11 protein-coding genes are annotated in these 12,242 nt (G+C 62.0%); 2 read left to right on the forward strand and 9 right to left on the reverse strand.

Features of this window, described 5'->3' with window-relative positions:
* Positions 1 to 147: 147 nt before the first annotated feature.
* From WD767_15365 to acnA, 8 genes are all read right to left on the reverse strand, one after another.
* Complete coding sequence (locus WD767_15365; GenBank protein ID MEX2617471.1) at positions 148 to 1,116, reverse strand: hypothetical protein; 969 nt, start codon at positions 1,114 to 1,116, stop codon at positions 148 to 150.
* 87 nt (positions 1,117 to 1,203) lie between these two features.
* Positions 1,204 to 1,932, reverse strand: a complete 729-nt coding sequence (locus WD767_15370; GenBank protein MEX2617472.1) for a transporter substrate-binding domain-containing protein — start codon at positions 1,930 to 1,932, stop codon at positions 1,204 to 1,206.
* A gap of 51 nt (positions 1,933 to 1,983) precedes the next feature.
* Complete coding sequence (locus WD767_15375) at positions 1,984 to 3,579, reverse strand: GMC family oxidoreductase N-terminal domain-containing protein (protein ID MEX2617473.1); 1,596 nt, start codon at positions 3,577 to 3,579, stop codon at positions 1,984 to 1,986.
* Positions 3,580 to 3,681: 102 nt separating this feature from the next.
* On the reverse strand, positions 3,682 to 4,671 hold the full coding sequence (locus WD767_15380; protein MEX2617474.1) for a phosphoribosylaminoimidazolesuccinocarboxamide synthase: 990 nt from the start codon (positions 4,669 to 4,671) through the stop codon (positions 3,682 to 3,684).
* A complete protein-coding gene (locus tag WD767_15385; protein MEX2617475.1) occupies positions 4,668 to 5,558 on the reverse strand; it encodes an alpha/beta hydrolase in 891 nt (296 codons plus the stop codon). Before WD767_15385 ends, WD767_15380 begins: the two co-directional genes overlap by 4 nt.
* An 87-nt stretch (positions 5,559 to 5,645) precedes the next feature.
* Positions 5,646 to 6,152 (reverse strand): thioesterase family protein, encoded by a 507-nt coding sequence (locus tag WD767_15390; GenBank protein MEX2617476.1) that lies wholly within the window; start codon positions 6,150 to 6,152, stop codon positions 5,646 to 5,648.
* 82 nt (positions 6,153 to 6,234) lie between these two features.
* A complete protein-coding gene (locus WD767_15395; protein ID MEX2617477.1) occupies positions 6,235 to 6,963 on the reverse strand; it encodes a DUF1223 domain-containing protein in 729 nt (242 codons plus the stop codon).
* A gap of 135 nt (positions 6,964 to 7,098) precedes the next feature.
* On the reverse strand, positions 7,099 to 9,822 hold the full coding sequence (acnA, locus tag WD767_15400; GenBank protein ID MEX2617478.1) for an aconitate hydratase AcnA: 2,724 nt from the start codon (positions 9,820 to 9,822) through the stop codon (positions 7,099 to 7,101).
* A 280-nt stretch (positions 9,823 to 10,102) separates the two neighbouring features.
* Between acnA and WD767_15405 the strand changes: the two genes are divergently transcribed.
* Both WD767_15405 and WD767_15410 read left to right on the forward strand, forming a co-directional pair.
* A complete protein-coding gene (locus tag WD767_15405; protein ID MEX2617479.1) occupies positions 10,103 to 10,249 on the forward strand; it encodes a hypothetical protein in 147 nt (48 codons plus the stop codon).
* A 30-nt stretch (positions 10,250 to 10,279) separates the two neighbouring features.
* Entirely contained in the window at positions 10,280 to 11,479 is a 1,200-nt protein-coding gene (locus WD767_15410; GenBank protein ID MEX2617480.1) for an MFS transporter, read from the forward strand.
* On the opposite strand, the gene WD767_15415 is transcribed toward WD767_15410, so the two are convergent.
* Entirely contained in the window at positions 11,476 to 12,234 is a 759-nt protein-coding gene (locus tag WD767_15415; protein ID MEX2617481.1) for an SDR family oxidoreductase, read from the reverse strand. The two genes, WD767_15410 and WD767_15415, sit on opposite strands and share 4 nt — an antisense overlap.
* Positions 12,235 to 12,242 lie beyond the last annotated feature (8 nt).

Consider the following 12,242-nt stretch of genomic DNA (forward strand, 5'->3'; position numbering starts at 1 on the left):
CCGGCATTCCGCGCCGAAATCCTCGCACGTTAACGATTCATGATTGTACCCTGCCCCCACCGCCAGCACACAGAATGTCAGCGGTTTCAGCCACAACCGCTCCCGCATCCGCATCAGCAAGAATCTGGCCAGACTATTCATGCAGCCTCACCCGTCCATATCCACACGCGCGATGGCGATACCGCCTTCGCCCGCCACGGCGTAGAGCAGATAGACCACGTCATCTTCAATATACACCGCCGGATCCCGCAACTGATTGACTTGGCCGTAAGCCGTGCTGCGTATTGACGGTTCCAGCGGCGCGTCGGCGCCTTCCCAGTCGAATTCCGGCCGCAGGATTTCCACCGGATCGCTCTCCTTCCAGCCCGTCCAGTCACCCGCGAGATCGATACTGCTGAGCAGGATGGTCTCCGGCGCGTTACCGACCTCGGTCCAGAAGACCTGCAGCGCGCCGTCGCGGATGAACACGGCCGAATGGCGCATATGCGGATTGAACAGCACGGGCCCCGCCTCGAAACCGGACAGCCCGTCGCGCGACCGGTAAAGCTGTCCCGGCATCGCCAGCGCATAGGTGTAATCGCCATGCCGGAAAACGCGGAAATACGTGCGGCCGAGGATTTCCGGACGCGCCGAGAACGCGATTCCGTCGGCGGAAACCGCAACCCGCGTCGCCTGTTTCGCGTAGCTTTCCAGCCCGTGGAAATACATCACGATGCGGCGGTTTTCATCGTCCACATGCACATCCGGCGAGGCGATATGCGGCGTGCTCGCCTCGGTATGATAGCTATGCGACCGGCGCTCCGCCGGCAAACTGGCCGGTTCGTATTCACGTGGCGCGTCCGCCGGCGCTTCGGGCGGTTCGGTCGGAAACAGCGAGTCGCGCAGATGCAGGCTGCCGGGTTCATGGATCCGCCACGGCCCGGTCAGGGCATCGGCATAGGCGAGCCGGATATAGCTGCCCTTGTGGTCGGCAAAATACAGGTAGTAACGGCCCAGCGGGTCCGCGACCCAGTCCGGCACGCGGATCAGGGACGGTCCCTGGATGTTCACCCCGATCGAGGGATGGCTGTCCGGCGTGATGATGGGACGGTCAAGCAGACGGGTGGCGCGCGGCATGCAATATGGTCCTGTCGTTTGTAGTTCAGCGTCCCCGGATACGGGCCGGATAAGGGGCGGACCCGCAGGCCCGCCCCGGCTCCGCTTTCAGGCCGGCGGCGCGACGGACAGACGGCCGGTGACGCCGAATTTTTCGATCAGTTCGCCGATAAAGCCGGATCTTTTCAACTCCTCGATATACTCCGTCAGGAATTTGGCCGCCGCGTCATTGCCCTTGTTGCAGCCGACCGCCTGTTGCACGGCGCTGAACTGGCCGTCCAGAATGCGCGCGCCCGGCATTTTCTCGACATCTTCGACGAGTCGCGGACGCAACCCGGCCAGGACTTCGAGCTTCTGGTCGACGAACTGGTTGAAGGAGCCGTCCAGCCCTTCGGTCGGCATCAGGGTTGCGTGCTTGATGTTGTTTTCGAGCCACAGGCCATAGGCGCTGCGCCCGGAAACCGAGATGCGGTTACCCGGTTTGTCGACATCCGCGATGGTCTGGATCGGCGAGCCCGGCGGCACCATGTAGGTCGACTGGATTTCGGCATAGGCGGCGGTGAAGTCCATCTTCATCGCCCGCTGCGGCTCGGCGCCGATATTGCCGATATCCCATTTGCCGGTGCCGGCGTCGTCGGAGATTTCACCCGGCGTCTTGTAGGGCAGCAGTTGCAGTTTTACGCCCAGCTTGTCGGCAATGGCCTTCGCCACCGAGGCAGATACGCCGACAGGCAGGCCATCGGGGGTCTTGCTTGTGACAAGCAGGAAATTGGACATGTTGATTGCGGCGCGCAATGTGCCGTTCGGAGCGAGTTGGGCAACGACGTCTGAATTCATGAGTGGAAAGTCCCTGTATCTGTTGGAGTGCTTGTCAGTATGGAATGATAGCTACCGCATTGAAGCCTTGATCATATCAGCACCTTTTTCCGCGATCATCAAAGTCGCGGCATTGGTATTGGCGGATACCATGCGGGGCATGACCGAAGCATCGATAACACGGATGCCCTGCAGGCCATGCATGCGGAGTTGCGGATCGACAACCGCCATGGGATCGCTGCCCATCTTGCAGGTCCCGATCGGGTGATAGACGGTGGCGCCGCTGTTGCGAATATAGCCGAGGATCTCGTCGTCGCTGCGGATATCCGCGCCGGGGAAAACTTCGCTCTCCACATGCCGGGCAATGGCAGGTTGGCTGAAAATTCGCCGCACCATCCTGGCGGATGCCACCGCCGTGTCCCGGTCGATCTGTTCCCCCAGATAATTCGGCCGTATGCTCGGCTGGACCGACGGATCCTTCGAGACGCAATGCAGCGAACCGGTGCTGGCCGGACGATGCTGCCAGAAACCGCAGGTCATGCCGGGGAAATCGTTCAGCACGCCGATCAGGCCGTCGACATAGCTGGCCGGGGCAAAGGTAAACTGCACGTCCGGATTGTCCACGCCGGGCATCACCCTGACCGAAGCGCTGACATTGCCGGGCGCCGCGGTCAGCATGCCTTTGCGGGTCAGCGCATATTTGAATACTTCGATGCCGAGGCGGATACCGCGCGATCTCTCGTTATAGGTGCCGGCGCCCTTGACCCTGAACGACATCCGGGCGAGATAATGGTCCTGCAGGTTCTCGCCGACGCCGGGCAGATTGTGCACCACGTCGATACCCAGCGTCTTCAACCGTTCGCCATCGCCGATGCCGGAGAGTTCCAGCAATTGCGGCGAGCCGATGGATCCCGAAGACAACAATACCTCGCGCCCCGCCTTCGCGCGCTTCGTCTGGCCGTTCTGTTCATATTCGACACCGGTCACCCGGCCGCCTTCGACCACGATGCGGCGGGTCGGCGCTTCGGTTTCGATGCGCAGGTTGGGGCGGTTCCGCGCCAGTTTCAGATAGGTCTGCGCGGTGCTCTGTCGGCGACCATTCAGGATTGCATGCTGGAAATAACCGACGCCTTCCTGCGCGACGCCATTATAATCGCTGTTGCGCTTGATGCCGGATTCAACGCAGGCCTCGATAAAGCGTTCGGTCAGCGGATGCTTTTCGACCGGTTCGCGCACATTGATCGGTCCGCCCTTGCCGCGCACCGGCGGGTCGCCGACCTGAGAATTCTCGAATTTCCTGAAATAATCCGCGATATCGTCGAAGGCCCAGCCGCGCGCGCCCAGTTGCGCCCAGCCGTTATAGTCGTCGGGCTGTCCGCGCACGATCAGGTGACCGTTGATCGACGACGAGCCGCCCAGAACCTTGCCGCGCGGCCAGTGGATGGCGCGGTTACCCCAGGCTTCCTCCTTCTCGGTGCTGAAACACCAGTTGACCTTCCTGTCATACAGGGTCTTGAAGAAGCCGGCAGGAATATGGATGAACGGGTTGCTGTCTCTCGGTCCGGCTTCGAGCAGCAGCACCCGGATTTTCGGGTCCTCGGTCAGCCGGTTGGCGAGTACGCAACCCGCCGAACCCGCACCAACAATGATAAAATCGAACTCATCCATGTCCCGTTTTCCTGCTTCGGCAACCACACTGACGCCGTGTGCCGCCTTGACAAATGAACGCCACGGTCGCGGCGCTGTCAATCCGGATGGCCCGGGCCCGGTTTAACCGGCGAAATATTCCGGCAGGGCGCGGCGCAGATTGTTCTCGATCCTGTCACGGACGGACACACCCGGTGGCGGCCGTTCAAACCGCAATCCGGTGACTTTTTCGTATAGTCGGATATAACGGCCACTGAAATCCTGCAGGGTTTCAGCCGGTATTTCCGGTATCGGATCCTTGTAGGGGTCGCAACGGGCGTTGATCCACAGCCGCAGGAATTCCTTGTCCAGGCTGTCCGGTTCCCGGCCCGCGGCAAAGCGCTCGTCATAGCTGTCGGCAATCCAGTAGCGGCTGGAATCCGGCGTATGCACCTCATCCGCCAGGGTGATCGTGCCATTTTCATCGACGCCGAATTCATACTTGGTGTCGACCAGGATCAGCCCGTGGCGCGCGGCGATTTCCTGCCCCCGCGCGAAGATGGCGAAGCTGCGCGCGCACAGTTCCTCCCATTGCGCCGGCGTGACGATGCCGTCGGCAAGCAGACGGTCCGCCGTGGTCGCAACATCGTGCACATCGCCCATGCCCTTCGTCGACGGGGTAATGATTGTCTGTTCCAGCGGCTGGTTCTTGACCATGCCCTCCGGCAGCGTGTGACCATAAACAGTGCGCTCACCGCGTTCATACATCGGCCAGATGCTGGTGCTGGTGGAGCCGGTCAGATAGGCGCGGACCACCATTTCCACCCGCAGCATGGTCAGCCGCCGGCCGATGATCACATTGGGGTCGGGATATTCGAGCACGTGGTTGGGGCAGAGGTCCGCGGTCTGTTCGAACCAGAATTTCGCCGTCTCGTTCAGCACCTGCCCCTTATAGGGCACCGCCGCCAGCACGAGGTCGAAGGCCGATTGCCGGTCGGTCGCGATCATCACCCGCCGGCCATCCGGCAGGTCATAGGATTCGCGCACCTTGCCGCGCTCGAAATTCGGCAGCTGCGGGAATTTCGCGTCGGTCAGCCGATTGGCGAGCGCGGCTTCGAAATCGGTATCGATCACGCGGGCACCTGCCCGCGGTAGAATTCGCCGATGCCGAGAATGGCCTCTCGCGCTTCCGGCAGGACATCGCCGAAGGCGTGCCAGCCATGAATCATGTCTTCCCAGGCCTCATAGGTGATATCCACGCCGGCCGCCCGGGCCCTTTCGGCAAACAGCCTGCTGTCGTCCAGCAGCGTTTCCGCCGTGCCCACATGCACCAGAATCGGCGGCAAACCGGTAAGGTCGCCAAACAAGGGCGACGCCTGTGGCGTTTTCGGGTCGGCGCCGGCCAGATACAGCCCGGCCATGCGATCGAGATAGGGCTTGCTGATCGCCGGGTCCACATCGGCCCTGGTGACAAAAGTTTCGCCGCTCTGGGTCAGATCGGTCCAGGCGCTCATCGGAAATGCCGCCGCCGGCTGCGGCAGGCCGGTTTCCTTCAGCCGCAACAGCAGCGCGAGCGTCAATCCGCCGCCGGCCGAAATTCCGCCGACCGCAATCTTGCCCGCGTCGATACCCTGATCCAGTAGCCAGCGATAGGCCGTCAGCGCATCGTCGACAGCCGCCGGAAACGCATGCTCCGGCGCCAGCCGGTAATCGATAGCGTAGACCCGGGCGCCACAGGCAGCCGAAATCCGCGCCGAGGTCGTTCGCGAGGACGCCGCCGAACCGCGGTAATATCCGCCGCCATGCAGGAAGAGAAAGACCCTGTCCTTCGCCGCGTTCGCCGCATCGACCCATTCACCCGGCACGCCGTTGGCGCTGGCCGGTTGGTGCGTCGCGCCGTCGATCAGCGGCGCGCCGCCCCGGGCTTCGGTTTCGGCGCGCAGCTGTTCGATCGTCGAATCAGGGGTATAGGCATTGGCGCGCCTGGCGGCGATCACCTTCTGCAGTTCGGCACTGGCCATGAAATTCCTCCCAATGAAAAATCGGCCCGCCCGCATGGAACGGTTCCCGTATCCTTAATCAGCCGGGACCGATACGGCAATAATGGATCAACTGCCCGGAACGTGAATCACCCGGCCCAGCCCTTCCGGCCGTGGCAGTGCCGCATGGGCATCGCGGACCGCCTCGATCCGCGCCAGGATATCGGCCCCCATGGGCGCCACGCGGCGGGTTGCCATGTCCACGTGCAGGTCGAGGAATTCGGCCGTCGCCGACAGATAGCCTTCCGTCGCGTGGTACATTTCCACCCAGGAATGCACCCGCTTCGCATCGCAGGCGATGATCCGGCCGGTGAACCGCAGCGGGTCCCCTTCCCGTACCTCGCGCCGATAGGAGATATGGACATTCCCGACGAACGTCGCGCTGTTGGTCCGCTGCTTGTATTCGCGCGACAGCCCCACATAGGTTCCCAGCGCATCCGCGGCCGTATCGAAGGCGCGCAGATAGTTCGCCACGTTCATATGGCCGTTATGGTCGATCCATTCCGGGATGACGACGCTGCCGGGCAGTTCATAGGGTGTGGGAATATCGATCTGGTTTGGCACAGGAATACTCACGATTTCATGAAAAGAAGAATATGCCTGATTGCTTTAGAAACAGGCGTCTGAAATAGCAAGCGCCAGGACCGGCGCCGTATTCTCAGCGCGGGGCAAATGGCAACGATGCGGCCGTAAGAATGGGACCTGCATCCTGTTCCTGGACCAGAACAGCACAACCGCCATCGCCTTTCTTGCCGGCGAGGGAGACCGTCAGGTCCAGCGGCTTTCCCACCCAATTACCGATATGTTCGAACGTGCGCACGATGTTCCTGTTGATCAGGGTCATACCGCGATTTTCACCGCGCTGAATTTTCGTGACATGTTTCGCATCGTAAGTCACGAAGTAGACATCAAAGGTGTCGCCGCTGTCGATTGCGCCAATCTGGACCTGAATTTTATCCCCGTCGCGCGACAGGACAAGCGACGGCCCCGGCGACATCTGATCGCGAACCGACCTGATCGCGGCCTCAACCTGGCTGCGGTCCGAGCCGACCGCATGTGTCCGGCCGCCGATCACCATCTGCGGCGTGTAAACGTACCGTTCGCCAAGGTTGCCGCTGTAGTTGCGCTGCCGTTCCACAAAGGCATGGGCTGCGAATGGGTCCTTCCAGCCGATGTAATCCCAGTAATCGACATGCAGTTCCAGGGCGATGATATCCGGCCGGTCCGCGAGTTCCCGCAAATAGGCTTCCGCCGGCGGGCAGGAGGAACATCCCTGGCTGGTAAACAGTTCGACGACAACCGGCGATTTCGCTTCGCCGGCCGCCACGTCAGGCGCCATTCCGGCATGGGCAAGGAACAGCGCGGCCAGCGCGAACGCGTATCTCATCGGTATCTGCATGGCGCGTAATATAACCGGTTGATAGCTCATACCGAATCAAATGTAGGTGAGCCTTTCGAGAACAGGCCGGAATCCCCGCCTCGCACGGATTCCGGCCTGTTTCGTTGTCCCCGCCGACTGTCGTTACGCGGCGGCCTGCATCATGTTGCGCAACACGTATTGCAGAATTCCGCCATTGCGGAAGTACTCGACCTCATCCGCCGTATCGATACGACACAGCAGCGTGATCTTTTCGCTGCTGCCATCCTTGCGGGTGATCGTGCAGTCGATATCCATTCCCGGCTCGATCCCGTGCGCGAAACCGGTAATATCGAAGACTTCGGTACCATCCAGCTTCAGGGATTTGCGGTTCTGACCGTCCTTGAACTGCAATGGCAGCACGCCCATGCCGACCAGGTTGGAACGATGAATCCGTTCGAAGCTTTCCACAATAACGGCCTTGATGCCGAGCAGCCGCGTCCCTTTCGCCGCCCAGTCGCGCGACGAACCGGTGCCGTATTCCTTGCCGCCGATGACGATCGTCGGCACCCCCTCGCTCTGGTAGCGCTGGGCCGCATCGAAGATCGGCATGACATCGCCGCTGGGCTGATGCGTCGTCACGCCGCCTTCGGTATTCGGCGCCGCCTCGTTGCGGATGCGGATATTGGCGAAGGTGCCGCGCATCATGACCTGATGATTGCCGCGCCGCGACCCGTAGGAATTGAATTCACCCGGGCGAACCTGATGTTCGGTCAGATAGGTTCCGGCCGGGCCGCTCTGCTGGATCGATCCCGCCGGCGAGATATGGTCGGTCGTGATCGAATCGGCCAGCAGCGCAATCGACCGCGCCCCGCGGATATCGCTGAGCGGGTCCAGTTCCATCTTCATGCCTTCGAAGTATGGCGGATTCTGGACATAGGTCGAACCGGCGCTCCATTTATAGGTCAGGCTGCCCGATGCCGGGATTGCCTGCCACTGTTCGGGTCCCTGCGCCACGTTGTCGTAGCGGGCGCGGAACATTTCCGCCGTCAAAACCGACTGGATCAGGTCGTTGATTTCCTTGTTGGTCGGCCAGATGTCCTTCAGGTAGACGGGATTGCCGTCCTGGTCGTCACCCAGCGAATCCTTGACCAGATCGACGTTCAGCGACCCGACCAGCGAATACGCCACCACCAGCGGCGGCGAGGCGAGGTAGTTCAGCAGTGTCAGCGGGTGGACGCGGCCTTCGAAGTTGCGGTTCCCGGAAAGCACCGCGGCAACGGCAACATCGCCCTCGTTGATCGCTTCCTCGATGGCTTCGTCCAGCGGACCGGAGTTGCCGATACAGGTCGTGCAGCCATAGCCGACGAGGCCAAAGCCCATCGCATCCATGTGCTCCTGCAGCCCGGCGGCAATCATATAGTCGGTCACGACCTGGCTGCCCGGCGCAAACGACGTTTTCACCCAGGGCTTGGGCGAAAGGCCCTTCGCACGGGCATTCCGCGCCACCAGACCGGCGGCCAGCAACACGGCCGGGTTCGAAGTATTGGTGCAGCTCGTGATCGCCGCGATCACGATATCGCCGGGATCGATGGAATAGTCCTTGCCGGCGACCGGGGTTGACTTGCCGCTGCCCATATCGGTCATGGCCGCTGCCGCCGACCTGGTCATATCGGACAACAACACGCGATCCTGGGGACGCTTCGGTCCGGCGAGACAGGGTTCCACCGTCGACAGGTCGAGTTCCAGCGTATCGGTGAAGATCGGTTCCGGCGTGCTGGAATCGCGCCACATACCCTGCGCCTTGGCGTAAGCTTCGACCAGTGCGATGCGGTCGGCATCGCGGCCCGTGAAGGTCAGGTAATTGATGGTTTCGGAATCGATCGGGAAGATGCCGCAGGTCGCGCCATATTCCGGCGCCATATTGGCCATGGTCGCGGCATCGGCCAGCGACAGGTGATCGAGACCCGGACCGAAGAATTCGACGAACTTGCCGACCACACCGCGCGCGCGCAGCATCTGCACCACGGTCAGGACAATGTCGGTCGCGGTCGTGCCTTCCTTCGGCACGCCGGTCATGCGGAAGCCGATGACTTCCGGCATGACCATGGAGACCGGCTGGCCCAGCATCACGGCTTCCGCCTCGATACCGCCGACGCCCCAGGCGAGAACGCCAAGCCCGTTGACCATCGTCGTGTGGCTGTCCGTGCCGACGACCGTATCCGGATAGGCCAGCGTATTGCCGCCGGCCTTGTTGTCGGTCCAGACGACCTGGGACAGGTATTCGAGATTCACCTGATGGCAGATGCCCGTGCCCGGCGGTACGACCCGGAAATTGTCAAACGCGCCCTGGCCCCAGCGCAGGAATTCATAGCGTTCGGTATTGCGTTCGAATTCCTTTTCCACATTCAGGCGGAAGGCATCGGCCGAACCGGAGTAATCGATCTGCACCGAATGGTCGATGACGAGATCGACCGGCGACAGCGGGTTGATCCGCTTGGCATCGCCGCCCAGCTTGATGAAGGCGTCGCGCATCGCCGCGAGATCGACAACAGCGGGAACACCGGTAAAATCCTGCAGCAGCACGCGCGTCGGCTGATAGGCAATTTCCCGCGTACTGGTACGCTCCGTCAGCCAGTCGCCGATTGCCTTGATATCGTCGACCTTGACGCTGCGGCCGTTTTCGAAGCGCAGCAGGTTTTCCAGCAGCACCTTCATCGAATAGGGCAGCCGGGTGAAATCGACGCCCAGCGCTTCGCCGGCGGCTTCAACGGAATAATAGTCGTAGGACTTGCCGTTCACATTCAGCGTACGGCGTGTCTTCAGGCTGTCTTGACCAGTCACGGGCGGATCCCCTCCTCTTTTTGAGCGCACACCAAACACCGCCATGGCGCCGGCCGCGAAATCATGCTGCAACGATATCACTGTGATTACACCTATTCATGCGCCATGAGAAGTGGCGAACGGCGATAGCATCAGGCAATATCGCGAATCGAATTAACAGGAATTACCGTTAACAAAGCGTAAGTTCGAGCGTCGGGTACCGCTGGATACATTAGCATATCACTGCTGCATCCTTATACCGTCTCCTCAATTGACGGGTCTGCGGATGACCCGTAGCCTGACGATGTTTCAGGCGGGTGGCGCCCGCAAAACGGGGAGGCACATCATGGTCGCCATGAAATCGCTTTCGGAACGTGCGGACGCGCTGGAGGGACAGCAAATCAGGGAGATGGGCGACCAGCCCCTGGGCCACGACAACACACCGTCATCGCATATCTGGCGGACGCTGCGACAGCCCTGTAACGCGCTGTGACCGCGTGACCGCCCTGGTTGCGACGACGCCATGATCCGGCTGCCATTGCTGCGCGACGCGGATTTCCGCCGCCTGCTGGCCGGCGCGGCCTTCAACCAGCAGGGCATGACCGGCGAACATGTCATCATCGGACTGCTGGTACTGCGGATTACGGATTCCACCGCATGGGTCGGAATCACGCTTGCGGTCTATTTCCTGCCGTTCTTCGTTTTCGGCATGCTGTCCGGCGTCGTGGCGGACTGGATCGACCGGCGCAAGCTGCTGCGCGGGATCGAAATCGCCCTGATCGTCAACCTGTTGCTGTTTGCGCTCTGCCTGGTGCTCGATTTTACCGCGCTGTGGCTGCTGATCAGCTTCACCCTGGTCAGCGGCAGCCTGCGCGCGATGCATCAACCCGTGCGCGCCAGCTATGCCTATGACATCACCGGCCCACAGCAGGTGACCGCCGCCATCGGCTTCGTCAACCTGGGATCGCGCAGCGGGCAGCTTGTCGGTGCGCTTGCGGCGGGCGCGATCATGCATCGATATGGCGCGCCGACGGCGCTGCTGGCCGTCGCGGCGGGGCATGGTCTCGCGTTCCTGCTGTTTTCCGGCTTCCGGACCGCCGGCGCCGCGGCCGAAACCGTGCGAGCGCCAATCCGGCAGAACCTGCGCGAATACGCCGCCGAACTGGGCAGCAACCGGATCCTGGTGATGCTGCTCGCCGTGACCGCGTCCATCGAAATCTTCGGTTTTTCCTTCGCGACGACGCTGCCGGAACTTGCGGTAGTGCGTTCGACGCTCGGTGCGGATGGCCTGGGCCTGATGCACGCGGCGCGGGCCTCGGGTGGCATCGCGGCCGGACTGGCCTTTTCACTGGCCGGAGCGATACAACATCGCGGAATCATCTTTCTGTGCGTGATTGTCGGGTTCGGCGCCTGCCTGATGCTGCTGTCCGTCGACAGTCCGCTGCTGCTGACGCTGCTGGCGATCTTCATGGTCACCACCATGGCGACGTCTTCTGATATCCTGACCCAGAGCATGATGCAGCTCAGCGTCGCCAATCACCTGCGCGGGCGGGCCATGGGTGTCTGGGTGCTGGCCATCGGCGCGGCACCCCTGGGCCATCTGCAGATGGGCGCCTTCGCGGACTGGGCCGGTGTCGGCAATGCGCTGCTGGTCAACGGCGCGGCGCTGGTCGCGACAGGGCTTGTAACGGCGCTGGCGGTGCCGGCGCTGCGCCGGCTTTAAAACGCATATCGGTGCATGCCGCCATCGACATGGATGATCTCGCCGGTGATGTAACGAGCCCGTGGCGAGGCCAGGAAAGCAATCAGGTACCCCATGTCCTCCGGTTCGCCGAAATAGCCGACCGGGATATTCTCTTCGATGTAGCGTTCGCGGGCGACCGGGTCGGCATGCAGCCGGTCCATGATCTGCTCGCTCTTGATACGGCCGGGCGGCAGGCAGTTGAAGGTAATACCCGATTTAGCGTGAACCCGCGCCATGCCCTTCGACCAGGCATGGACCGCCGCCTTCGCCGCCAGCGCGACATTGACGCCGGCCGGCTCCATGATCCCCGTCATGGTCATGACCCGACCGTAACCGTTTTCGACCATGGACGGAACAATGGCGTTCGTCAGACGGCGGACAGCATCGAAATTGAGCAGCATGCCTTCATCCCAGACCGCGTCACTGGCATTCCAGGGGATCGAGCGCGACCCGCCCGCCGAATTGATCAGGATATCGCACCGCCCGAACACGCCCAGCACCCTGTTTCGAATACGCATGCCGGCGTCGTTCGGCAGAACATCCTCGACGATGGTCAGCGGGCGCGGATGTCCGGCGGCCTCTATTTCATCGGCCACCCCATCCAGCAGGTTTTCACGCCGCGCACAGATCGCCATACGGCAGCCTTCCGCCGCCAGGACCTTCGCCGCCCCCATACCGATGCCGCGGCTGGCGCCGGTCACCAGCGCGACCTTGTCCGTCAATTGCAGATCCATCGATTTTG

This window comes from Alphaproteobacteria bacterium (genome assembly GCA_040905865.1).
GTDB lineage: Bacteria > Pseudomonadota > Alphaproteobacteria > UBA8366.